The sequence below is a fragment of the Kitasatospora sp. NPDC041988 genome (assembly GCF_055588525.1).
Genome location: NZ_JBVJCO010000039.1, coordinates 7,184 through 30,456, shown reverse-complemented (window position 1 = coordinate 30,456; position 23,273 = coordinate 7,184). Strand labels below are relative to the sequence as shown.

The 23,273-nt window shown below is 72.3% G+C and carries 23 protein-coding genes and 1 riboswitch; of the genes, 10 read left to right on the top strand and 13 right to left on the bottom strand.

Annotated elements, in window-relative coordinates; translation table 11 throughout:
• Nucleotides 1-52 precede the first annotated feature (52 nt).
• Nucleotides 53-721 (top strand): Pr6Pr family membrane protein, encoded by a 669-nt coding sequence (locus ACZ6NC_RS31000; protein WP_465737163.1) that lies wholly within the window; start codon nt 53-55, stop codon nt 719-721.
• A gap of 157 nt (nt 722-878) precedes the next feature.
• On the opposite strand, the gene ACZ6NC_RS30995 is transcribed toward ACZ6NC_RS31000, so the two are convergent.
• A complete protein-coding gene (locus ACZ6NC_RS30995) occupies nt 879-1,271 on the bottom strand; it encodes a hypothetical protein (RefSeq protein ID WP_465737162.1) in 393 nt (130 codons plus the stop codon).
• A gap of 110 nt (nt 1,272-1,381) precedes the next feature.
• Nucleotides 1,382-2,404, bottom strand: a complete 1,023-nt coding sequence (locus ACZ6NC_RS30990) for an FHA domain-containing protein (RefSeq protein WP_465737161.1) — start codon at nt 2,402-2,404, stop codon at nt 1,382-1,384.
• A 381-nt stretch (nt 2,405-2,785) separates the two neighbouring features.
• Between ACZ6NC_RS30990 and ACZ6NC_RS30985 the strand changes: the two genes are divergently transcribed.
• Nucleotides 2,786-3,406 carry a TetR/AcrR family transcriptional regulator gene (locus ACZ6NC_RS30985; protein ID WP_465737160.1) on the top strand — a complete coding sequence of 207 codons (621 nt, stop codon included), beginning with the start codon at nt 2,786-2,788 and terminating at the stop codon, nt 3,404-3,406.
• 377 nt (nt 3,407-3,783) lie between these two features.
• Nucleotides 3,784-4,926, top strand: a complete 1,143-nt coding sequence (locus ACZ6NC_RS30980) for an alpha/beta hydrolase (RefSeq protein ID WP_465737159.1) — start codon at nt 3,784-3,786, stop codon at nt 4,924-4,926.
• A gap of 73 nt (nt 4,927-4,999) precedes the next feature.
• Here ACZ6NC_RS30980 and ACZ6NC_RS30975 read toward each other — a convergent pair whose 3' ends face one another.
• Nucleotides 5,000-5,329, bottom strand: a complete 330-nt coding sequence (locus tag ACZ6NC_RS30975) for a MoaF-related domain-containing protein (protein WP_465544820.1) — start codon at nt 5,327-5,329, stop codon at nt 5,000-5,002.
• Between the two features lie 264 nt (nt 5,330-5,593).
• Between ACZ6NC_RS30975 and ACZ6NC_RS30970 the strand changes: the two genes are divergently transcribed.
• The gene (locus tag ACZ6NC_RS30970; RefSeq protein ID WP_465737158.1) at nt 5,594-6,997 is read left to right on the top strand and encodes an esterase/lipase family protein; all 1,404 of its coding nucleotides are present in this window, start codon (nt 5,594-5,596) and stop codon (nt 6,995-6,997) included.
• Nucleotides 6,998-7,209: 212 nt separating this feature from the next.
• Nucleotides 7,210-7,335, top strand: a riboswitch (cyclic di-AMP (ydaO/yuaA leader).
• Between the two features lie 2 nt (nt 7,336-7,337).
• Nucleotides 7,338-8,576: a glycoside hydrolase family 16 protein gene (locus tag ACZ6NC_RS30965; protein ID WP_465737157.1), complete on the top strand. Its 1,239-nt coding sequence runs from the start codon at nt 7,338-7,340 to the stop codon at nt 8,574-8,576.
• A 27-nt stretch (nt 8,577-8,603) separates the two neighbouring features.
• Here the strand turns inward: ACZ6NC_RS30965 and ACZ6NC_RS30960 are convergent, their stop codons facing one another.
• Complete coding sequence (locus ACZ6NC_RS30960) at nt 8,604-9,167, bottom strand: hypothetical protein (protein WP_465737156.1); 564 nt, start codon at nt 9,165-9,167, stop codon at nt 8,604-8,606.
• A 185-nt stretch (nt 9,168-9,352) separates the two neighbouring features.
• Nucleotides 9,353-10,150: an IclR family transcriptional regulator gene (locus ACZ6NC_RS30955; protein ID WP_465737155.1), complete on the bottom strand. Its 798-nt coding sequence runs from the start codon at nt 10,148-10,150 to the stop codon at nt 9,353-9,355.
• Between the two features lie 200 nt (nt 10,151-10,350).
• On the opposite strand from ACZ6NC_RS30955, the gene aceB reads away from it, so the two are divergent.
• Nucleotides 10,351-12,003 carry a malate synthase A gene (aceB, locus tag ACZ6NC_RS30950; RefSeq protein ID WP_465737154.1) on the top strand — a complete coding sequence of 551 codons (1,653 nt, stop codon included), beginning with the start codon at nt 10,351-10,353 and terminating at the stop codon, nt 12,001-12,003.
• Between the two features lie 143 nt (nt 12,004-12,146).
• On the top strand, nt 12,147-12,533 hold the full coding sequence (locus ACZ6NC_RS30945; RefSeq protein ID WP_465544830.1) for an allophanate hydrolase-related protein: 387 nt from the start codon (nt 12,147-12,149) through the stop codon (nt 12,531-12,533).
• Nucleotides 12,534-12,564: 31 nt separating this feature from the next.
• Here ACZ6NC_RS30945 and ACZ6NC_RS30940 read toward each other — a convergent pair whose 3' ends face one another.
• On the bottom strand, nt 12,565-13,581 hold the full coding sequence (locus ACZ6NC_RS30940; protein ID WP_465737153.1) for a helix-turn-helix domain-containing protein: 1,017 nt from the start codon (nt 13,579-13,581) through the stop codon (nt 12,565-12,567).
• A gap of 55 nt (nt 13,582-13,636) precedes the next feature.
• Between ACZ6NC_RS30940 and ACZ6NC_RS30935 the strand changes: the two genes are divergently transcribed.
• Nucleotides 13,637-14,971 (top strand): MFS transporter, encoded by a 1,335-nt coding sequence (locus ACZ6NC_RS30935; protein ID WP_465737152.1) that lies wholly within the window; start codon nt 13,637-13,639, stop codon nt 14,969-14,971.
• A gap of 199 nt (nt 14,972-15,170) precedes the next feature.
• Here the strand turns inward: ACZ6NC_RS30935 and ACZ6NC_RS30930 are convergent, their stop codons facing one another.
• The 7 genes from ACZ6NC_RS30930 to ACZ6NC_RS30900 all read right to left on the bottom strand — a co-directional run bounded on the left by ACZ6NC_RS30930 (nt 15,171) and on the right by ACZ6NC_RS30900 (nt 21,079).
• The gene (locus tag ACZ6NC_RS30930; RefSeq protein ID WP_465737151.1) at nt 15,171-16,556 is read right to left on the bottom strand and encodes an 8-oxoguanine deaminase; all 1,386 of its coding nucleotides are present in this window, start codon (nt 16,554-16,556) and stop codon (nt 15,171-15,173) included.
• A gap of 56 nt (nt 16,557-16,612) precedes the next feature.
• Complete coding sequence (locus ACZ6NC_RS30925; protein WP_465737150.1) at nt 16,613-18,076, bottom strand: nucleobase:cation symporter-2 family protein; 1,464 nt, start codon at nt 18,074-18,076, stop codon at nt 16,613-16,615.
• A gap of 298 nt (nt 18,077-18,374) precedes the next feature.
• Nucleotides 18,375-19,295 (bottom strand): factor-independent urate hydroxylase, encoded by a 921-nt coding sequence (gene pucL, locus ACZ6NC_RS30920; protein ID WP_465737149.1) that lies wholly within the window; start codon nt 19,293-19,295, stop codon nt 18,375-18,377.
• Nucleotides 19,296-19,322: 27 nt separating this feature from the next.
• Nucleotides 19,323-19,658 (bottom strand): hydroxyisourate hydrolase, encoded by a 336-nt coding sequence (gene uraH, locus ACZ6NC_RS30915; protein WP_209409037.1) that lies wholly within the window; start codon nt 19,656-19,658, stop codon nt 19,323-19,325.
• Nucleotides 19,659-19,730: 72 nt separating this feature from the next.
• Nucleotides 19,731-20,234, bottom strand: coding sequence for a 2-oxo-4-hydroxy-4-carboxy-5-ureidoimidazoline decarboxylase (gene uraD / locus ACZ6NC_RS30910; RefSeq protein WP_465737148.1), 504 nt, complete (start codon nt 20,232-20,234; stop codon nt 19,731-19,733).
• A gap of 222 nt (nt 20,235-20,456) precedes the next feature.
• Nucleotides 20,457-20,837 carry a helix-turn-helix domain-containing protein gene (locus tag ACZ6NC_RS30905; RefSeq protein WP_465737147.1) on the bottom strand — a complete coding sequence of 127 codons (381 nt, stop codon included), beginning with the start codon at nt 20,835-20,837 and terminating at the stop codon, nt 20,457-20,459.
• Entirely contained in the window at nt 20,834-21,079 is a 246-nt protein-coding gene (locus ACZ6NC_RS30900; RefSeq protein WP_465737224.1) for a thiamine-binding protein, read from the bottom strand. The genes ACZ6NC_RS30905 and ACZ6NC_RS30900 overlap by 4 nt, the downstream gene beginning before the upstream one ends.
• Nucleotides 21,080-21,292: 213 nt before the next feature.
• Here ACZ6NC_RS30900 and ACZ6NC_RS30895 point away from each other — a divergent pair, with 213 nt between their 5' ends.
• Nucleotides 21,293-22,162: a TIM barrel protein gene (locus ACZ6NC_RS30895; protein ID WP_465737146.1), complete on the top strand. Its 870-nt coding sequence runs from the start codon at nt 21,293-21,295 to the stop codon at nt 22,160-22,162.
• Nucleotides 22,163-22,224: 62 nt separating this feature from the next.
• A complete protein-coding gene (locus ACZ6NC_RS30890) occupies nt 22,225-23,112 on the top strand; it encodes a 2-hydroxy-3-oxopropionate reductase (protein WP_465737145.1) in 888 nt (295 codons plus the stop codon).
• Nucleotides 23,113-23,273 lie beyond the last annotated feature (161 nt).

The following is a 23,273-nucleotide window of genomic DNA, read 5'->3' as shown; positions in this document are numbered from 1 at the left end:
GAATCTGAGCAACCACGGCACCCGAAGCCCCGGCGGAGAGGCGGATCCGAGGATGTACCGATGGCTCGCCCCGGCCAGGATCGCCTTCGCGCTCCTCACCGTCGTCGCGCTCGGCTTCGCGGGTCACCGCGCCGCGACCGGCATCACCGGGCTGCCGAACTTCTTCGGTTACTTCGGCAACCTCAGTGCCATGGCCGCCGCGGTCGTCCTGCTGCTCGGCGGAGGGGCCGCACTGACCGGCCGGCGCCCGGTGCCCGGTACGGTGCGGGGTGCGGTGCTGCTGTGCACGACCGTCACCGGGCTCGCGTACGGACTGCTCCAGGCGCCCTACCCCGTCGACATGATGGTCCCGTGGGTCCACCACGTCGTGCACCAGCTGGTGCCGGCCGCAGTGCTCGCCGACTGGCTGGTCGACCCACCGGAGCGCCGGATCCGCCCGGTGGAGGCGGCCGGCTGGCTGGTGCTCCCGCTGCTCTACCTCGCCTACACGCTGCTCCGCGGCCTGATGGTCGACTGGTACCCGTACCGGTTTCTCGACCCGACCACCCCGAGCAGCTACGGCGGCTACTGCCGGGTTGCGGGCGCGTCCTTCCTGACGACCGGGGCCTTCGCCCTGGTCGGGGCCGCGCTGCTCTGGGCGGGCAACACCCTGGGCGACCGCCGGGCCGCCCGTACCGGCACCACGCCGACCGGCCGCCGCGCGCACGCCCGGCCGACCTGAACGCGAGCGCCGAGCACCGGGCATCAGCGCCGAGCACCGGCGCCGAGCACGAGCCCCGGGCACGAGCCCTGAACGCGAGCCCTGAACGCGACCCGGCCGGTCCGAGCAGGCGGTCCGAGCAGGCGGCCCGAGCAGGCGGTCCGACTACGAGCCGGCCTCAGCCCCCGAGGGCCCGCAGGATCGGCTGGCCCAGGGTGCCCAGCCAGCCGGCCAGTGCGGAGAGCGGCCCGAGCAGGCCGGTGCCGGCGGCGACGAGGGCGCCGGCCGAGCCGAGCAGCTTGGTGATCCGGGTCAGTCGGCCGGCCACCGCCTCGCGGTCCGGCTCCGGCCTGGCGACCTCCGTGTCGAGCGAGTCCAGTTCGGCCCGGACCTCGGGCGCCACCGCCGGCGGCAGCTGCGCCTGCTCGACGGCCGTACGGAGTTCGCCGACCAGCCCGCGCACGTCCTGCCCGTCCGCCGTGAAGTGGCCGGACTGGCCGCCGTGGACGGTCTGGTCGCCGCCGACGTTGTTGATCACGCCGCCCTGCTGGCTGCCGATGTTGAAGACCATGGCCCGGCCTCCTGTGATGGACTCGATGCGGTGGCTTGAGGCGCCGGCTCGACGCGCCGGCTCGACGCGTCGGCCCGGGCCGGAGGCCTGATGGGGGCGCCGCGCTGGGCTCAGCGCGGCGGGGGCGGCACGTTCAGCCGACGAGACTCCTCCTCCTCGAAGCGGCGGCGCCGCGAGGTGGTCACGATGTGCAGGACGATGCCGACGATCATCAGGATGCTGCCGATCGCCGCCGCCGCGAAGCCGATGGCGCCGACCGGTACTCCGCCGACCTTCGGCCCGAGCAGGTCGGGTACGGAGTAGTCGGGGTTCTCGAACTGGGCGGCGTTGTTGGTGTGGACGATGAACCTGACCAGTGCCCAGCCGTAGACTCCGCCGCCGACCACGAACAGCAGGAAACCGGCGACGACCAGGTGCCGCGCCCGGGTGCGGGTGGCGGCGATCTCGCGGAAGAAGCTGTCCCGCCGCGCCTGCGTCACGTAGTTGTACTGGTCCCTGGCGACATTGCTGAGGTTCCCGGCCTGCTGCTGCCCCACATCGAACCGCTGCCCCGCGTCGAACCGCTGCCCGGCGTCGAACCGCTGCCCCGCTGCGGGCTGCGGTTGCCGCTGCGGCTGCTGCTCCGGTTGCGGAGGGTGTGCAGGTTGCGACGGCTGCGGCCACTGGGGCTGTGCCGGTTGTGATGGCGGCACCCACTCGGGCCGTGGTGGTGGTGATGGCGGCGGCGGTTCCTGCGGGGACGGCGGCGGGACGGTCTGGGCGGTCACCGTCAGCCCCGCCGCGCCGATGCCGGGGACGGTCACGGCGGTGTCGCGCGGCTCCTCGTAGTGCACCTCGAAGGGGCCGAAGTCCAGCACGTCCCCGGTGTGCAGCTCCTGCTGCCCGAGCACCGGGTGGCCGTTCAGCCGGGTGCCGTTGGTGGACGCCAGATCCTCGACGGTGGTGTGCCCGCCGGACCGCCACACCACCGCATGGCGCCGGCTGACGCCGGGATCGCCCACGTGGATCTGACACTCGGAGTCCCGGCCGACCGTCATCGGCTGATCGGCGAGGACGAAGACCTGCCCCCGGAGCCGGTCGGGGCTGTCCACGACGAGGCGGGGTAAGGCCTGCTCTCGCGAAGGCGGGCTCATGGCACTACCTCCTGCCGGGTGAGACCGGCGAACCGGTGAACCACCGACGGCGGCGAATCGATCCGCCCGCCCGCCGGCTCGGGTGCCTTCCCTTCCAGTAAAGGCCACCTCCCCCCTGGGCGACAGCCCGACCGGGGTGCGATCCGGGAAACCGCCGACTGGCCGGCATGGCGATCACGCCGGCCACCGTCTCCGGCCCGGCGAAGCCGTGGCCGAGGGCGGGGGGAGTTTTGCTGTGTCGATGCGATGCGCCGCGCCACCCGGGCGCGTGACGCCACAACGACATGCCGCGCCTACCAGGCATGTCGCGCCAACCGGACACGCTGCGCCGAAGTGGCACATCACGCCACCGTGCCCGCCCGCCCGCGTACGCTGACCGCCGTGACCGGACGCCCCACCCTGAACCAGCGCCGCCGTGACGCCACCCGGCTGGAGATCGCCCGCAACGCCGCCGCACTCTTCGCCGAACGCGGCGCCGAGGGGGTCACCGCCGAGGAGATCGCCCTTGCCTCCGGCATCTCGCTGCGCACCTTCTACCGCTACTTCTCGGTGAAGGAGGACGCCGTCGCCCCACTGCTGGCGGCGGGCGGGCGGCGCTGGGTGCTGCTGTTCGCGGAGAGCTCGGCCGAGCTGCCGGTGCGTGAGGCGCTGGAGCGCTCGGCGGCCGAGTCGCTGACCCCGGCCGACGACCCGGCCATCGAGGCCATGCACTGGACCCGCGACCTGCTCCGGGACCCGCGCCTGGCCGACGTCTGGCAGCGGGTGCACGGCGACTCGGAGGAGCGGCTGCACGAGGTGATCGCCGCCCGTTGCCCGCGCGGGACGGACGCGCTGGAGATCCGGCTCGCGGCGGCGGCCGCCACTACCGCCATTCGGGTGGCGTTGGAGGAGTGGGCCTTCTCGGAGGCCCCGACCGTCGGCCCGGGCTCGCCCCAGGAGCTGGGCGCCCGCTGCATGCGCGAACTGACCGCGGGCCTGCGCCTCTGGACGCTCGTCAGCTGACCCGGCGCCAGTTCACCACCGCCCGCCCGCCCGCCCGCCCGCACCACCGCCCGCCCGCCCGCCCGCACCACCGCCCGCCTCGCGGCACGCCCGAACCACCACACGCGCCCACCCACCACCGCCCCGCACCACCGTGACGCACCGCCACAGCGCACCGCCGCACGCCCGACGTCATACTTCCGGACCCCGTCCGCCCCGCAGATCCCCGCTGGTCGGCGGGTCCGGAAGGCCTCCGCGGACCGCTAGGGTTGTCGATCGAGCCTCGGCGACGGCCCCCGCTGCGGACGGGGGAACCGGGGTGGCCGTCCCGAGTGTCCTGGCAACTGACCGCCGGTGGTCGGGGCGGGGGACGTACGAGGCGTGGGAGCAAGTAGGACATGGGTCTGACGAGCCACAAGGTGCTGGCGCTGACCGTATTGATCGCGGTCGTGATGATGGCCGGCACGGTCTGGCTGTGGCCGAGGCTGGCGAAGCAGACCTGGCAGGCAGTGCTCGGCCGGATCGGCGCGCTGCTCGCCACCCAGCTCACGGTGCTCGCCGCACTCGGCCTGGTGGCCAACAACTACTTCGCCTTCTACAGCAGCTGGGACGACCTGCTCGGCACCGGCGACTCCGGCCCGGTGGTCATCCAGAACAAGGCGGACGCCTCCGGCCGGCTCACGGTGGAGACCATCGGCCACGCCTCCGTCCAGGGCGGCGGTGCGCTCGGCCGCGAGCCCAAGCAGTCCGGCGAGATCCGCGAAGTGCGGATCGACGGTGCCACCACCCGGCTCTCCACCGAGGGGTACGTGTACCTGCCGCCGCAGTACTTCCAACCGGAGTACGCGCAGAGGCAGTTCCCGGTGGTGATCGTCAGCACCGGCTTTCCCGGCATCGCCAAGAACCTGGTGACCCGGCTGAACTACCCGGGCGCGGCGCTCAAGCTGCTCCAGGAGGGGAGGATGCAGCCGACCGTGATGGTGCTGGTGCGTCCCTCGCCCGCGCTGCCGCTGGACACCGAGTGCGAGGACATCCCGGGCGGTGCCCAGTCGGAGACGTACTTCACCAAGGACGTCCCGTCGGCACTCCAGGCGAGCTACCGGGTCTCCGCCGACCCGCAGGCGTGGGGCTTCATGGGCAACTCGACCGGCGGCTACTGCGCGCTCAAGCTCGCCATGCGGCACCCGGAGGTCTTCCCGACCGCCGTCTCGCTCTCCGGCTACTACCAGGCCGCCGACGACCCGACCGTCCCCGACCTCTTCAAGGGCAGTGAGCGGCGCCGCGACGAGGCCGACCTGATGTGGCGCCTCAAGAACCTGCCGCAGCCCAAGGTGTCCGTGCTGCTGGCCGGGACGAAGGAGGGCGACGGCAACTACCGGCGCGAGACCGAGGCGTTCGTCGCCGCGGTGCAGAGCCCGATGAAGGTCTCGTACAGCATGCTGCACACCGGCGGCCACAACTTCGAGACCTGGAGCAAGCTCCTGCCGTCCTCGCTGGAGTGGCTCTCGCAGCACCTCAAGGTGCCGGGCCAGCCGGTCTGAAAGGGCTCACGGGTCTGGCCGGTCAGACCGGTCGGACCGGAGTACCCCGCGTAGGAGGGCACAACCCGCCCGCTCAGGCCACCGGCTCCAGCGTGCCCGTGTGCAGCTCGCCGACCCGGCCGCCCTCGCCCTCGTACGTCCAGAACGCACGCACCGTCAGCTTGCCGAGGTCCATCACGTGGCTGACGGTGATGCCGCTCTGCTCGGTCCAGCTGACGAAGTACAGCTCCGGGCCCACTTCGGCGACGTGCAGCGCCACGTCCTCCCACTGGCCGGCCGACTCGCCGAGGCCCTCCCAGCGCAGCCGCTTGCCGTCGGCCGAGTACGCGTTGCGGAAGGCCGCGCCGTTGTCGACCTGGAAGAGGTAGGTGCGGCCGGCGAAGGCGGGCAGGGGCGCGGTCATGGCGGGACGGGTCCTCGTCTCTGGTCTGGGCGGCACGGCACTGCGGGTGGAGCTCCAACCTATCCGACGGGTGACCTCCGCGGCGGCGTTGCGGCCACCCCGCCACGGCACGGGCCGCCACGCCGCCCGCCCGCCGGGTGTGACGCCGGCACATGGGCGGCCCGGCGGCCCGGCCGTACCGTGCAGCTCCGGCCCACCGGGACGTGGGCCCCGCCCAGCCCGCCACCAGCCCGCCCGCCCACCGGCCCGACCAGGGAGCCGCCGATGCCCGCCACCTCGCGCCGTACCGCCAGACGCCTGCCCGCCATTGAGCGCCTTGCCGCCGGGCGCCTGCCCACCGCCTCGCGCCCCGCCGCCGGACGCCCGCCCGCCGGTACGCGCCCGCCCACCGCCTGGCGCCGTACCGCCGGACGCCTGCCCGCCGCCCTCACCGTCCTCCTCACCCTCGCCGCGCTCCTCCTCTGCGCGCCCCCACCCGTGTCGGCGGCCACCGCCCCCGCCACCGCGTCCCTCGCCCTGGAGGCCACCTTCCCCGCCCCCGGCAACGGCTGGGCCAAGGTCGAGCGCTACCTGGACACCACGACCGGCTTCCGCGCCGAGCAGTACCCGCCCGGCGGGCGCGGTGACCAGGACGGCGCCCGCCTCACCTATTTCGGCGGCGTCCGCCAGCCCTTCTCCGGGCGTTTCCTGCTCTACTCCGCCGCCGGCTGGGACACCGGCAGCCGCGCCACGCCCGTCCTGCTCGTCCACGGCGCCAACGACAACGCCGACCGCGCCTGGGCCGACCCGAACGAGAGCGGCACCTGCGGCGCGTCCGCCTGCCCCTCCACCGGCCTCGCCCAGTACCTCGCCGGCACCGGCCACCGCGTCTTCGCGATCGGGTTCGCCCACAAGCAGGGCGACAACCTGCTCCAGGCGCAGGCCGTCGGCGACGCGATCGCCCTGATCCGCGCCCGGCTCGGGGTGCCCCAGGTGGACGTGGTCGCGTGGAGCAAGGGCGAGGTCGCGGCCCGCGCGTACGTGTCCTCGGTGCGCCCCTCCTGGGGCCGGGCGTACGCGGGTGACGTCCGCCGCCTGGTCACCGTCGGCGGGCCGAACGGCGGCCTGGACTACGTGTACGCGCACGGCTGGGCGTTCTCGCTGGCCACCTGGCCGGCCTGCGGCGGCACCGCCAACGCGCCGTCGCCGCACCTGTACATGACCTGCTACGGCACGTACACCGCCCAGCCCTGCCTCGGCGTGCTGCCCAGCGGCGGGTACGACTGCTACCCGGGCCAGCGCCAGCTGCTCGCCCGGTGGGACGCCACCTACGGCGTGGACGGCTCCGCCCAGGACTGGTGGACGACCTACTACGGCGGCCAGGGCTACTACACCTCCGGCCAGGGCATCCAGGCGGCCATCGACGCCGGCTCGCTGATCGGGCCGCTCCAGCAGGCGGGCATCCCGGTGGCGGTCCGCACCTACCTGCTGGCCGGTGGCTCGGCCGACATCCCCGGCGTGCTCAACGAGAACCGCGGGCCGAGCGACGGCATCGTCTTCACCCGCAGCGCCCTGGACGCCACCGGGATCGGTACCGTCGGCGGCACCCGGCTGCTCACCGGGCTCAACCACCTGGAGCTGGCCTGGTCCCCGGACGCGATGAGCCAGGTGGACGGCTGGCTCGGCTGACCGGTCGGCCAACTGATCCACTCCGTACCGTCGTTGATCGACTCCACTGTGAGCTGCGCGACAACGCCCCCCGTCGGGTTGTCGCCTCCCGGACGGCCTGCCTAGCCTGCACGGGACGTCCGCTTCGCGGACCTCCGCCGTCGGGACGCCGAGTCCTGTCCACCCGCCGGCCGGCAACCGAGCACCACAGCGGACGGGAGCGGGGGACCCAGGTCAGTGCCAGGCCCGTGCGCTCTCCGCGCGCGGGCCGCGGCTAGGGGTGAAGCCGCTCCACAGGCGGCCGGGCAACCTCAGCCCGAACCCGACAGCTCACCTCGCAGGCGTCGCAGAGGACACTGCCATGCAGAAGCCTGCCCGGCGCAACGCGCCGCGCCATGCCCGCCCCTCCCGCCGCGGCCGCAACGCCGCCTTCGCCGTCACCGGCGCGCTCGCCATCAGCGGCGCCGGCCTGCTCGGCGTACCGGCGGTGAGCGGGGCCCAGGCGGCCACCGCGCCGACCGTCACCCAGGACAAGCTCGGCCCGGCGACCATGGTCGCGGGCAAGGCCTCCACCGCCTCGCTGACCGTCCACTCGTCGGCCTGCTTCACCGCCAAGACGGTCGGCGTCGGCGTGCGCGACGCGGCGGGCCACAACCTCGACTTCCCCGGCAACGTCGCGAACGCGCAGATCTGCCCGAGCGGGCTGTCGATCACCACCGGCTCGCGCACGCTGCCGGCCGGCACCTACACCCAGTTCGGCTTCTGGCAGGACAACGGCGGCGCCTGGCACAACCTGGCCTCCCGGCAGCTCGTGGTCTCCAACGCCACCGCCACCCCGAGCCCCACCCCCACCCCGGCGCCGACCGGCACCCCCGCGCCGACCAGCACCCCGACCACCGCTGTGCCCGTCGCCGGCAAGAAGCTCACCTGGTCCGACGACTTCGACAGCCTCGCCCTGGGCTCCCGCTGGACCGCCGACAAGAGCAGCTCGTACCACTACGGCGACCACAACCCGAACGACAACAAGCTCGACTGGCTGAACAAGAACAACGTCAGCGTCTCCGGCGGTGTCGCCACCTTCACCGCCAAGCCGAGCACCCACACGCTGGAGAACGGCAAGCAGGCCTGGGACACCGGGCTGCTCACCACCGAGTACTCCAGCGAGGGCTTCAAGGTGAAGACCGGCGACTACATCGAGACCCGGGTCAAGCTCCCGGCCGGTACCGGAGCCTGGCCGGCGCTCTGGACCTGGAACAGCACCAGCGGCACCCACGGCGAGATCGACAGCTTCGAGTACCACACGGACAACGCCAACCTGCTGGAGCTGACCAACCACATCAACCCGAACCACAAGTACGTCACCGACGCGACGGCGATCGCCCATGACAAGTGGGTCACCGTCGGCACCCATTACGGCGCCACCTCGGTCGACTGGTACATCAACGGTGTGAAGGTCTTCTCGGACGGTACGGGCGTCGGCGCCAACTGGTCGGCGTACCCGATCCTCAACCTGTCCCTGAGCGCGGGGCAGTACCACCCCGCGCCGCAGGGCACGACTCCGATCACCTTCGCGGCGGACTACGTCCGGGTCTACCGCTAGGACCGGACGTGGAGACCGCCTGCCCCGTCAGGAGCGGGCGGTCTCCACGACGTGGATCGTGAACGGCTGCCGGTTGTTCGCATCGTTCCGGTCGTCGTCACCGCGCACCGCGACATAGCCGCCGCTCAGGTCGCCGACGGGGACGGTGGGGGCGAGTCGGACCGGGACCTGCGCCGTCGCGCTCTGGTACGCGCCCAGCCCGGCCGGGAAGGTGCAGCGCACCCGGTGGCCGTTCTGGAAGTCGTAGCAGTTCTCCGGGAAGAACGGCCCCTCGGCCGTCACCCCCTCCGGCAGGGTGACCACCACGGTGAACGGGGAGGCCGTCCGGTCCGGTCCGGTGTTGGCGATGAAGGCGTGCACCGTGGTGGTGCCGCCGGGCGCGGCGGCGGCCGGGTCGATCCGGACCACCTCCAGGTCGGAGTCGGACGCCGCCGGTGCCGCGGGTGCGGCGACCTCCGCAGCCGGATCGCCCCCGGGCTCCGGGTCGGCGCCCGGACACGCCCACGCCGGCCCGGCGGCCAGCGCCACCAGCACCGACCCCACCGTCAGTGACCTGCCGAAGTAACCCCGTACGGATCCACTGCGCGACATCGCCGCTCACCCTGCCCTCTGCGTTCCGGCGCCCCGCACCGTCGCGGGGCGCGTCCGCACCCAGCGTGACCGACCGGCCCGCCGTGGCCGGGCCAACCCGCCCTCGGGCCGCTCGAACGGGCGAACACATCCGCAGGGGTTCACCGGGCCGGCTTCCTGGGCGCGAAACCCTCGGTGACGTCGGGTCAGGGGGCCAGGACCTGCCCCAGCCGGGCCGCGATGTGGTGCATCACCGGTACCAGGGAGGCCGCTCCGGCCTGCTCCTCCAGTGCCCGGATCCGGGCCTCCGGGCCGGAGACCGAGAGCGCCGTCGGGGTCGGCGCGCCCGGCACCGCGAGGGCGATGCAGCGCACCCCGATCTCCTGCTCCTGGTCGTCCACCACATAGCCGCGCTCGCGCGCCTCCGCCAACTGGAGCAGCAGCTCCTGCGGGTCGGTCACGGTGTACGAGGTGTGCGCCGGCAGCGGGTTGGGGCCGAGGACCGCCCGCGCCTCCTCCTCGGACAGCTGGGCCAGCAGGGCCTTGCCGACACCGGTGCAGTGAGGCTGCACCCGGCGGCCGACCTCGGTGAACATCCGCATCGAGCGCCGCGACTGCACCTGCCCGACGTAGACCACCTCGCCGCCCTCCAGCACGGCCAGGTTGGCCGTCTCGCCGGTGGCCTCCATCAGTTCGGCCAGGTAGGGGCGGGCCCAGCTGCCGAGCAGCCGGCCGGCCGTCTCGCCGAGCCGGATCAGCCGCGGGCCGAGGGTGTAGCGGCGCGCGGTGTCCTGGCGCACATAGCCCTGCTGGACGAGGGTACGAACCAGTCGGTGGATGGTGGGCATCGGAAGCCCGGAGGTGGTGGAGAGCTCGCTGAGCGTCGCCACGCCGCCGGAGTCGGCCAGCGCCTCCAGCAGCTGGAAGGCGCGCTCGACGGACTGCACACCGCCGCTCGCGCGGTCCTTGCCCGTCGTCGATGCTGTGTCGGGGGTCGCAACCACCGGCGTTCCCTTCGATGTCGGGGGAGGAGTAGAGTCCCTGCGATCACCTCAACAAACCGTTGAAATTCTGTATCGCGGAAACTAGTCTCCACCTTACAGAATCGAACCCGCCAGTAGTGGGGTTCAGATCGGTTCAGATCAAGGAAGTTCCCACCGGAGCTCCCTTCGCCATGCTCAACCGTCTTAGGAGTGTCCTGCTCATGGCTACAGATCAGGGACCCGCCGGCGCCTCCCCCGCCGCTCCGGTCGTCACTGTCGCCGGTCCGCGCGTCCATCGGGCGGAGGAGGTGCTCACTCCGGAGGCGGTCGCCTTCGTCGTCGGGCTTCACCGCGCCTTCGAGGACCGCCGACAGGAGCTCCTGGCCCGCCGCAAGACCCGCCGCGCGGAGATCGCCCGCGCCGGCACCCTGGACTTCCTCCCCGAGACGGCCGCCGTGCGCGAAGGCGACTGGACGGTGGCCGAGGCCCCGCGCGCGCTCCAGGACCGCCGGGTCGAGATCACCGGCCCCACCGACCGCAAGATGGTCATCAACGCCCTGAACTCCGGCGCCCGCGTCTGGCTCGCCGACTTCGAGGACGCCACCTCCCCGACCTGGGAGAACGTGGTCGGCGGTCAGGTCAACCTGATCGACGCCTTCGAGGGCCGGATCGACTTCACGTCCTCGGCCGGCAAGGCCTACACCCTCAAGCCCGCCGCCGAACTCGCCACCGTCGTGGTCCGCCCGCGCGGCTGGCACCTGGACGAGAACCACCTGCTCGTCGACGGCCTGCCGGTGGCCGGTGCCTTCTTCGACTTCGGCCTCTACTTCTTCCACAACGCGGCCCGGCTGATCGCCCGCGGCGCCGAGGACCCGAACTCCGGCCCGTACTTCTACCTGCCGAAGACCGAGAGCCACCTCGAAGCCCGGCTGTGGAACGACGTCTTCACCCACGCCCAGGCCGCCCTGGGCATCCCGCACGGCACCATCCGGGCCACCGTGCTGATCGAGACCATCACGGCCGCGTTCGAGATGGAGGAGATCCTCCACGAGCTGCGCGAGCACGCCGCCGGGCTCAACGCCGGCCGCTGGGACTACCTGTTCTCGATCGTCAAGAACTTCCGCGACGCCGGCGAGCACTACATCCTGCCCGACCGCAACACCGTCACCATGGCGTCCCCGTTCATGGCCGCCTACACCCGGCTGCTGGTGCAGACCTGCCACCGCCGCGGCGCCCACGCGATCGGCGGCATGGCCGCGTTCATCCCCAGCCGCAAGGACCCCGAGGTCAACGCAGCGGCCCTGGAGAAGGTCAAGGCCGACAAGGACCGCGAGGCCGGCAACGGCTTCGACGGCTCCTGGGTCGCCCACCCGGACCTCGTCCCCGTCGCCCGCGCCTCCTTCGACGCCGTCCTCGGTGACCGCCCGAACCAGAAGGACAACCCGGGCCCGGCCGAGCCCGTCACCGCCGCCCAGCTGCTCGACATCGCCGGCGCCGGCGGGACCTGCACCCATGCGGGCCTGCACAACGCCGTCCAGGTCGGAGTCCGCTACATCGAGGCCTGGCTGCGCGGCCTCGGGGCCGTCGGCATCTTCAACATGATGGAGGACGCCGCCACCGCCGAGATCTCCCGCTCGCAGATCTGGCAGTGGATCAACAACGGCGTCGTGCTCTCCGACACCGGTGAGAAGGCCACCGCCGACCTCGTGCGCCGCCTGGTGGCCGAGGAGCTCGCCGGGCTCCGGGCCGAGCTGGGCGAGGACGCCTACGCCGGTGGGCGCTGGCGCGAGGCCGCCAAGCTCTTCGAACAGGTCGCCCTGGCCGAGGAGTTCGCGGACTTCCTGACCCTCCCCGCGCTTCCCCTGCTGGGCTGAGCCCCAATCTATCCAGTGCGGAAGAGGCTGCCGCCTGCCAGGCTGTAGCACTCCTCCCGCCCCATTGCTCCGTTCCGTACGGCGACGAATCCACCTGTCCTCTCGTCGCCGTACGGAACGGCCGTTTCCCCCGAGGAACCCCCATGCCCCGCATCTTCTTCAACGGCCAGGCCATGGTCGGCGGCCCGTTCCACGCCTCCGTCGCCGACGCCCTGATCGGCCCGGTCCGCACCGCGCCCGGCTACCGCTTCTTCTCCATCGGCGACGTCTGCCCCGGCCTGCACCCGGACCCGGCCGCCGGCACCGCGATCGAGGGCGAGCTGTACGACATCACCCTCGAACACCTCCGCGACGTCATCCTCCCCGGCGAGCCGCGCGAGCTCGAGCTCGGCGTCATCGAGCTGGCCGACGGCTCCGCCTGCCTCTCCATGCTGCTGGCCCGCGGTGAGGCCGACCGCGGCGTCCACCGCGAGATCACCCACCACGGCGGCTGGCGCGCCTACCTCGCCACCCTGGGCCGCACGGCCTGAGCCGCGCCCACCGCCGGCAGGACGGCCCCCGTCAGGACTCCCGCCCGACCAGGGCGTCGCCGAGCCGGCTGCGGCGGTAGAGGACACTGCGGCCGTGCCGGGTGCGGTCGAGCAGGCCGGCGGCGGCGAGCGCGCCGAGATGGCGGCTGACCGCGCCCGGGGTGACGCCCAGACGGTGGGCGAGTTCGGTGGTGCTGGCGGGGGTCTCCAACAGGACGAGCAGCCTGGCCCGCGGCGGGCCGATCAGCCCGGCCAGCGGCCCGCCCGGCCCGCCCTGCTCCCCGCGGAGACCGGCGTCCAGGCCCTCGCCCATGGTCGCCTTGCCGCGCGCGGGGTAGGCGATCAGCGGCGGCCCCACCTGGGTGATGTCGGTCTGCGCACCGAGCCCGAACAGCGTCGGGATCAGCACCAGCCCCCGCCCGGCGACGTCCACCGAGGCGCCCACGGCCTGCACGGCCGGGTGGGGATCGGTGAGCCGCAGCACCCCGGCACGCCAGGAGAGCCGCACGTCGAGATCGGCGAAGAGCCCCTCCGCGCCGCGCTCCGAGAGCATCCGGCCCCGGTACGCGATGTCCGCCTCCAGCACCGACCGCGCCCTCGGCCACCAGGCCGGGGCGAGGCAGCGCGTCCAGTACGCCTCCAGCGCCTCGGCCACCCGCGCGGTGAGCGCCGCCGGGTCGTCGATGAGCCCTGCCAGCACGGGCGGCAGCGGGCTCCCGTCGCCCCGGTACGCGGCGAGCACGTCGGCGCGCACCACCTCCGGCGGTGTGGCCGCCAGCCGCGCGAGTTCGGCGCGGAAGTCCGGGCGGGGGGCCGCCGGACGGGGGGTGAGGAAGTCCGGCACGAAGCCGACCGGCGCGATCAGCGACTCCAGCAGCGCGGTGTCCAGCGTCTCGTACCGGGAGCGCCAGCCGGCGATCCACGGCTGTTGCTCCGGATAGCGGGCGGCGGACCGGCGGGCACGAAGGCTCAGCACCGCCTCCTGGAGCGGCGAGTAGGCGAACCAGGTGGCGGCGAGGTCGTCAACGCCGAAGCGGAACTCGAACATTGACCGTAACGGTAAAAGAATTCCGCCCGCCCGGGAAGCCCGCTGTGCTTCTGCCATGACCTCCACCGCGGTGCGCCCCGCTGCTGTCGGCCGCCTTCTGCCGGACGATCCGCTCCTGCGCCGGCTCGTCCTGATGAGCCTGGTGAACACCGTCGGGAACGGGCTCTTCGTCACGGTGAGCGTGCTGTTCTTCACCCGTTCCATCGGCCTGACGCCCGGCCGGGTCGCGCTCGGGCTCACCGCGGCCGGCGTCTGCGGCGTGCTCGCCGGCGTGCCGATGGGGCGGCTGGCCGACCGGGTCGGCAGCAAGCGGCTGCTGCTGGTGGTCGGGCCGCTGGAGGCCGCGGCGGTGCTCGGCTACGCGTTCGTGCACTCCTTCGCCGCCTTCGTGGCACTGGCCTGTGCGGCGACGGTGCTGGAGCGCGGTTCGGTGGCGGTGCGCAGCGCCCTGATCGCCCGGGCGCTGCCCGCCGAGAGCCAGGTCCGCGCCCGGGCGCTGCTGCGCTCGGTGATGAACGCCGGTCTCGTCGTGGGCTCCGGTGGCGCGGCGCTCGCCCTGCAGGCCGACGCCTACGCCGGCTATGTGGCCGTGCTGGCGCTGGACGCGGTGAGCTTCCTGGGTGCGGCGGCGCTGCTGGTCGGCCTGCCCGTCCCGGACGAGGCGGCCCGCCCGGCGGGCGCCGCGGGCGGGCCGGTGAAGCGGCGAACGGCGCTGCGGGACCGCCGGTACCTGCTGGTCACCGGGATGCACGCGGTGCTGGAGCTGCAGCTCGCGGTGCTCAGCGTGGGCCTGCCGCTCTGGATCGTGCTCGCCACGGATGCGCCGGCGGCGGTGGTCTCCGCGGTGAACGTGGTCAACTGCCTGCTGGTGGTGGTGTTCCAGGTCCGGGCGAGCCGCGGGGTCACCGGGGTCGTCCCGGCCGCGCGGGCCTGTGCGCGGGGTGCGCTGCTGCTGGCGGCCGCCTGCCTGGTGTACGCGGCGGCGCAGTCCGGTCCGGCGGCCCTGGCGGCGGGGGTGGTCCTCGCGGGGGCGCTGGTGCACAGCCTCGGCGAGCTGCTGACCTCGGCCGGTGGTTGGACGCTCAGTCTGGACCTGGCCGATCCGCAGGCACACGGCGAGTACCAGGGGGTGTTCATGAGCGGTCAGGCGGCCGCGCATGTGATCGGCCCGCTGGTGATCACCGTGACGGTCGTCGACCACGGCCGCGTCGGGTGGGCGGCGCTGGCGGGGCTGTTCGCGCTGGCCGGTCTGGCCATGCCGGCGGCCGTCCGTGGCGCCGCCCGTGACGTCGCTCGTGGCGGCGAGCGTGACGTCGCCCGTGACGTCGAGCGTGGTGCCGCCCGCGGTACCACCCATGACGCCGCCCGTGGGGCGGAGCGCGCCGGGTAGGCCGGTCGGCCCGCGCCCCACGGGGGTGGGAGCGGGCCGGCCGGAGTGCGCGGGCACGCCACAGCCCCGGACCCTCGCCGTGGGTCCGGGGCTGTGTTCCGTGCACCGTCCTGAGCGGTGGCGCACGGAGTCCGGGTGACGCACCGTCCCTGGGCGGCCCGGAGTTCAGGGGTACTGCGAACGGGTGAGGCGACCGGGACTACACCGGGCGGGCGGCCAGCTCCTTGGCGGCGCGGGCGCAGGCCTGGGCGATCCGGTCCTCGTTCACCGTGGTCAGCTGGCCCTTCTCGACGACGGCGTTGCCGTTGACGAAGAGGGTGGCCAGCGGCGGCAGCGCGCCGAGGGTGAGGGCGGCGATCGGGTCGGCGATCGAGGAGTGCATGATGCCGTCGATCTTCCAGAGCGCGAGGTCCGCGAGCTTGCCGACCTCGATCGAGCCGATCTCGTTCTGCCGGCCGAGCACCCGGGCGCCGCCCATGGTGCCCAGGCGCAGGGCCTGCCGGCCGGTGAGCGCGGTCGGGTAGCCGTGCAGGCGGTTGATCAGCAGCGCGTTGCGCAGCTCGGTGCCGAGCTCGCCGGACTCGTTGGAGGCGGTGCCGTCCACGCCGAGGCCGACGGGGACGCCGGCCTTGAGCATGTCCGGGACGCGGGCGATGCCGGCGGCGAGGCGGGCGTTGGAGGACGGGCAGTGGGCGACGCCGGTGCCGGTCTCGGCGAACTTGGCGATGTCGGAGTCGTTCATGTGGACGCAGTGCGCCATCCAGACGTCCTCGCCCAGCCAGCCCACCGACTCGAAGTAGTCGGTCGGGCCCATGCCGAACAGCTCCTTGCAGAACGCCTCTTCCTCGGCGGTCTCGGAGCCGTGGGTGTGCAGCCGGACGCCCTTGCGGCGGGCCAGCAGCGCGGCCTCGCGCATCAGCTCGGTGGAGACCGAGAAGGGCGAGCAGGGCGCGATGGCGATCTGCAGCATCGAGTCGAAGGAGGAGTCGTGGTACTTGTCCACGGCCGCCTCGGAGGCGATCAGGATCTCCTCGGTGTTCTCGACCGCGTGGTCCGGCGGCAGGCCGCCGTCCTTCTTGCTGCGGTCCATGGAGCCGCGCAGCGCGGTGAAGCGCATGCCGAGCTCCTGGACGGCCTCGATCTCGGCGCCGAGGATGTCGCCGCCGTCCTTCGGGAACACGTAGTGGTGGTCCGAGGCGGTGGTGCAGCCGGACTTGAGCAGCGCGGCGGCCGAGCCCTGGGCGGCGGCGTGGACGAGCTTGTCGTCGATGCGGGCCCAGGTCGGGTAGAGGGCGACCAGCCAGTCGAAGAGGATGTTGTCCTGGGCGAGCCCGCGGGTGATCCACTGGTAGAAGTGGTGGTGGGTGTTGACCAGGCCGGGGGTGACGAGGTGGCCCTCACCGTTGATCCGGCGTACCACGTTGTCCAGCCACGCCGGGGCGGGGCCGTCGCCGACCGACTCGATCTTGTTGCCGAGGATGACCACGTGGCCGCGGGCGTACTCGGTGTCGTTGGCGTCGACCGTCGCGATCGCGACGTTCTCGATCACGATCCGCTGGTCGGCGGGCGGAGGCTGGACTGCCATGGGGAACTCCTATGGGGGAGGCCGGGCGGGCATGGGGCGCATGCCCGCCCGGTGGGTCAGGACGGTGTCGCCGTCGGCACCGTCGTGCCGGATTTCCCGTCGGCCGGCGACCGGCGGGCGACTCCGACGTGGTGGAAGAGCAGGTTGAGCAGGACGGCCATCACGCAGCCGGCCGAGATCCCGGAGTGCATCAAGGTGCGGACGGCCTCCGGGAACGCGTCGTAGAAGGCCGGGACGGCGATCGGGATGATGCCGACGCCGAGCGAGACCGACACCAGGATGGTGTTCGAGCTGGATTCCATTCCGGCCTCCGCGAGGGTCCGGATGCCGCTTGCCGCGACCGTGCCGAAGAGCACGATCCCGGCGCCGCCGAGGACGGGCTGCGGCACCAGGGAGACGACCGACCCGAGCACCGGGAAGAGCCCGAGCAGGATCAGGATGCCTCCGCCGGCCGCGACCACGAAACGGCTGCGGATCTTCGTCAGTGCCACCAGCCCGATGTTCTGGGCGAAGGCGCTGGCGGCGAACCCGTTGAAGACCGGGCTGATCGCGGTGGCCAGTCCGTCGGCCCGCAGGCCGGCGGCGAGCACGGGCTCGTCGGCCTCACGGTCGACGATCTTGCCGAGCGCCAGCATGTCGGCGGTGGACTCGGTCATCGAGACCACCATGACGATGCAGAGCGAGGCGATCGCGGCCGCGTCGAAGATGGGGGCGCCGAAATGGAACGGGGAGGGGAGCGCGAAGATCTTCGCGTCCTGGACCGAGCCGAAGTCGGCCAGGCCCAGCGGGAAGGCGAGCAGGGTGCCGATCGCCAGTCCGACGAGCAGTGAGAGCTGTTGCCAGAAGCCGCGCAGCAGCCGGTTGCAGAGCACCACCGCGGTGAGGGTGATCGCGGCGAGGCCGATGGCCCGCATGGAGCCGTATCCGGGGGCGCCCGGCGAGCCGCCGCGTGCCCAGTTCACCGCCACCGGGAGCAGGGACACCCCGATGAGGGTGATCACGGTGCCCTGGACGACCGGTGGGAAGAACCTGATCAGCTTGCAGAAGTACGGTGCCGCGAGGAAGCACAGGAGCCCCGCGACGATCACCGCTCCGAAGATCACCGGGAGGGCGTCCTTCGGTCCGTGCTCCTTGGCGATGGCGATCATGGGCGCGACGCCCGCGAACGAGACGCCGTTCACGAACGGCAGCCGCGCTCCGATCTTCCAGATGCCGAGGGTCTGGAGCAGGGTGGCCAGTCCGGCGGTGAACAGGCTGGCCGAGATGAGCAGGGCGAGCTCGGTGGGGGAGAGCCCCACGCCGGCGCCGACGATGAGCGGGGGAGCGACGACTCCCGCGTACATCGCGGCGACGTGCTGCAGACCGGTGGAGATGAGCTTCACCGGTGGCAGCAACTCGTCCACGGGGTGGGTTTCCGGTCCGGACGGCTTGCCGGGGAGGCTGCTTGACGCACCGTCCGGACCAGAAGATCTTGCAGGGGTGGAACCGCCGTCGGTGTTGCCGGTGTTGCTGGGTGCCATGTCGAGCCCCTCTTGTGCCCGTGGCTCGCGACGCGCCCATGGCGCTGGAGACTGGCTGGTACTGCCCTGGCCGAGGGCGGGACGGCGGTGCAAGGGTCCCTCGGCCGGCCTCTCCAGCACCCGGGGCCGGCCGCCGTGAGGCGGGCACGATCTCCGGTGGGTGGGGGATGGAGAAACAGGTGGTGCAGGTACAGCGGGAGGTGCTGGTAGTGCGGGTGTTGCGGTCCGTCCGGCATCGGCCGGCCACAGGGGGCCGGAGGGTGCAACCGTGCCGGACGGGGTCATGAGGGTGGGGAGGTCAGGCGACCGGGATGACCGGTACCACGCCCTCGCGGTGCACGGTGCCCTCGATCAGGCCGTACATCCGGTCGGCGGCGTAGTACACCTCGTTGTCGTTCTTGAGGCCGAACGGCTCCAAGTCGACGAGGAAGTGGTGCTTGTTGGGGAGCTCCAGTCGGACCTCGTCCACCTCCGCGCGGTTGTTCAGGACGCGGGTCCCCATCGCGTGCAGGGTCTGCTGCAGCGAGTACGAGTAGGTCTCGGCGAAGGCCTCCAGCAGGTGCCGCCGCACGTGGGTGTAGGAGCGGTTCCAGTTGGGCTGGGCCTCGCCGTCACGGCCGCTGAAGCCGTACTTCCACCGCGCCGTCACCTGGGTGGCGAGGATGCGGTCGTACGCCTCCTGGAGGGTCGTGTACTTGTCCTTGATGTAGCCCCAGAACTCCGAGTTGGTGGAGTTCATCACGATGAGGTCCTTGAGGCCCGAGATGACCTGGACGGTCTCGCCGTCGTAGACGATCTCGGTGGTGCGGGTCTCCTGCCCGTTGCGGACGAAGGAGTGGCCGAGCTCCTCGGAGCCGATGAAGCGGGCCGAGTTGTCCGGCGTCTTGATCCGGTCCCAGACGTACTCCTCGATCCGGATCCGGGCGCTGTGCACCACACCGCGCTCGGTGTCGTCCACGAAGTGCCGCGCCAGGGTGATGCCGAACTGTTCCGCCGACTCGATCCCGTACTCCTTGGCGAAGGCGTACACGGTGTTCTTCGTCGTGTCGGTGGGCAGGCAGTTGGCGTTCGACCCGGTGAGGTGGACGTCCTCGAACTCGCCCTGGAGGGAGACCGAGACGTTCAGGTCCTTGATCTCGTGACGGGTCGAGTCACGGTAGATCCGGACGATGCGGTTCTCCGCCTTGCCGTACTGGTTCTGACCGAGCACGTGGGCCATGACTTGGCTCCCAATCAATCAAGCGGTCTAGCTTCCGCGGTAGACCGAGTATCCGAACGGGTTGAGCAGCAGCGGCACGTGGTAGTGGTGCTGCGCGGGCGCGACCGTGAAGACGATCGAGACCTCGGGGAAGAACGGCGTCTCGTCCGACTTCGCGGCGTAGTAGGCCGCGGTGTCGAACAGGAGCCGGACGACCGAGCCCGCCTCCACGGCCGGCAGGTCCTTGGCCCGGCCGTCGGAGTCCGTGGCGGAGGTGCCGAGCACCTTCCAGCCACCCTCGGTGTGCAGTGCGAGCTCGACCGGGACACCCTCGGCCGGGCGGCCGAGGCTGGTGTCGAGCACGTGGGTGGAGATGCCAGTCATGGGTGAAGTGACCTTACTGATGGCAGATGTGACTCTACGTCGGAAAGAACTGACGTTACGTCAGAGGTGACGTCAGGCCTCGTCGAGCAGGCGGTTGATGCGAATGTCGTTGATCTTGCGCAGTTCGCCCCGGACGATCTCCGCCTCGGTGGCGGCGTCGTTGGGGAAGCGCTCGCGCAGGGCGGCGAGCATGGTGTCCGCGGTGCGGCCGGTGGCGCAGATCAGGAACACATGGCCGAACTTGGCCTCGTAGGCCGCGTTGGCGTCGTGCAGTTCGTCGAGGAGTGCGGTGTCCACTCCCTTGATGCCGGCCTGCTCGCGCTCGGAGGTGGCGTCGCCCGTCTTGGGCTTGCCGATCCGGGCGTGGCCGGCCATCGCGTCGTGCAGGTCCGCGGCCGTGAGCGAGGCCATGGCCGACGCGTTGGCGTCGAGCAGGGCCTCACGGCCGGACCACGGGCGGGCCGCCGCGACGGCGTCGGCCCAACGGGGGCTGGAGCAGACCTCCAGCAGGATCGTCCTCAGCTCGGCGGCGTCGGCCGCCGCCAGGGCGTCAAGGGCGTGGGGGTGGTTGGTCACGGGTGGACCTCCTGAAGAGTGGTGCCACCCGCACAAGCTAGATCCACCCACCCGGGCCGTCAACACTTTGTTGAACGGTTGGTGGTTACGTTTTGAACCGGCCCCGGTTACCGGGCCGTTTCGTGTGCGATGAGACAAGTGTGCCCCGCCGGGGGCTGGTGAAGACTGGCCGGGCCGGCAGGGCTCACCCGGGCACACCCGTGAGGGCGTGTCCGGCGGTGCTCAGCCGGACTTCGAGCCGTCCTGGCGGTTGAGGTAGTTGTACACGGTGAAGCGGCTCACGCCCAGTGCCGTGGCGACCGTCTCCACCCCGTGGCGGACGGTGAAGGCGCCTCGTTCCTCCAGCAGCGCGACCACGCGCTGCTTCTCCCAGCGGTCCAGCTCGGACAACGGGCGGCCGTCGAACTGGCGGGTCATCTCGGCCAGCAGGCGGTCCAGCGCGCTGCTCAGGTGCGGCAGCCGGACGGCCAGTGCCGGGGCGCCCTCCCATTCGAGGACGACGTCCTCGGCCTTGGCCTCGTCCAGCGGGACGGGCGTCGCGCCGACGGCGGCCAGCAGCGGCTTTATCGCCGCGGAGAGCGGGTGTTCCAGGTGATCGGTCATGGCGTACCGCCCTCCTCGCCGAGGACGCTGACCTGGACGGAGATCCGGGTCGCGCCGGCGTCCAGGGTCTCCCGGAGCAGGTTGGTCACGGCGGCCAGGACCTGTTCGGCCTCGCCTTCCGCGCCGGTGCCGAACGGGCCGACCGAGACGGCCAGGCCGGCCTCGTCGACCACCTTCCGGGCCGCCACGGCGTGCTCCGGGAACGTGTCCAGTTCGAACGGTTCTGTCGTGAACTCCACCATCAATCGCACCCGCTCACTCTAGCGAGCGGGCGCCGGCGAGGTCAGGGGCTGGTCGATCGAACAGTGGCCGGGCCTGGGGTGGAGCGGTTTCGGTCGGCTTCAACAAATTGTTGCGGCAGTCTTGACACCCGCTCGGCGGTGCGGACATGCTTCCACCAAGCAGAATCCCTCTTCCGGATCGTGGAAGTTGCGGATGAAGGAAGAGAGTGAGAGGTGATTGACGTGACGGCCGCCGCCCAGCACAGCTTCACGGTCAACCTGTCGATCCTGTTCAACGAGCTGCCGCTCCTGGAGCGCCCGGCCGCAGCCGCCGCCGCCGGCTTCACCGCCGCCGAGCTGTGGTGGCCGTTCGGCGCGGAGCACGCCCCGTCGCAGGCCGAGCAGGACGAGCTCCGCAAGGCCTTCACCGACGCCGGCGTGCAGCTCACCGGCCTCAACTTCCTGGACGACCTGAGCAAGGGCGCCCGCGGTACCGTCTCCGTACCGTCCGAGCGGGAGCGCTTCCGGGCCAACGTCCCGGTCGCTGCCGAGCTCGCCGCCTCGCTCGGCACCAAGGCGCTCAACGCCCTCTACGGCAACCGGGTCGAAGGCGTGGACCCGGCCGAGCAGGACGCCCTCGCGCTGGAGAACCTCGTCCTCGCGGCCAAGGCCGCCCACGAGGTCGGCGCGATCCTGCTGGTCGAGGCGCTCAACAAGCCGGAGTCCCCGGACTACCCGCTGGTCTCCGCCGCCGCCGCCGTCGAGGTCGTCGACAAGGTGAACGCCGCGACCGGCCTCGGCAACGCGAAGTTCCTCTGCGACCTGTACCACCTGGCCAAGAACGGCGAGGACCTGGCGGCCGTCATCGACACCTACGCCGACCGCTTCGGCCACGTGCAGATCGCCGACAACCCGGGCCGCAACGAGCCCGGCACCGGCGAGCTGGACTTCGAGGACCTCTTCGCCCGCCTCACCGCCGCCGGCTATGGACCGATCAGCGGCTCCGCCGCGGGCGGCCGGATCGGCCTGGAGTACCGCCCCTCCACCGGCGTCAGCGCCGACAGCTTCGAGTGGCTCCCGCGCGAGCTGCGCCCGTCCAAGTGACGCGCGCCGCTCGGTAAGCCCTTCGGCACCCCACACCCCACCTCGTACAAAGGAACGACGCGATGAGCCGCAAGATCGCCTTCATCGGCCTCGGCATCATGGGCAGCCCGATGGCCGCCAACCTCGTCAAGGCCGGTCACCACGTCACCGGCTTCAACCTCACCCAGCCGCAGATCGACGCCCTGGTCGCGGCCGGCGGCCACGGTGCGACCAGCATCGCGGACGCGGTGAAGGACGCCGAGGTCGTCATCACGATGGTCCCGGCCGACCCGCACGTCGAGCAGGCCATCCTGGGCGAGGGCGGTGTGCTGGAGAACGTGAAGCCGGGCACCCTCGTGATCGACATGTCGAGCATCACCCCGCAGACCTCGATCAAGGTCGAGGCCGCCGCCAAGGAGAAGGGCGTCCGCACCCTGGACGCCCCGGTCTCCGGCGGCGAGGCCGGTGCCGTCGAGGCGGTGCTGTCGATCATGGTCGGTGGCGCGGCCGAGGACTTCGCCGAGGCGAAGCCGCTGTTCGACGTGCTGGGCACCACGGTCGTCCACGTCGGCCCGGCCGGCGCCGGCCAGACCGTCAAGGCCGCCAACCAGCTGATCGTCGCCGTCAACATCCAGGTCCTGGCCGAGGCCGTGGTCTTCCTGGAGAACGCCGGCGTCGACCTCGCCGCGGCGCTGGACGTGCTCGGCGGCGGCCTGGCCGGCTCGACCGTGCTCAACCGCAAGAAGGCCAACATGCTGGGCCGCGAGTTCGCCCCCGGCTTCCGCATCGACCTGCACCACAAGGACATGGGCATCGTCACCGACGCCGCCCGTGCCGTCGGCGCCGCCCTGCCGGTCGGCGCGGTCGTCGCCCAGCTGGTCGCCTCGGCCCGCGCCAACGGTGACGGCTCCCTCGACCACTCGGCGCTGCTGCGCGGCGTCGAGCGGCTGTCGGGCCGCGAGGTCAAGTAGCCCGTCCGTCGCCCGCCGCCGCCCTCCCGGGCTGCGCGGCGCGTGACACCCCTGGTGGCCGGGGGGGTGGGGGCCCGGCCACCACGCCGGGGAGGTGATACCCCGGACCACCAGACCCCCCCCGGTGGGGTGTAGCTCTCTGGGCGTTGCCATGCCAACCA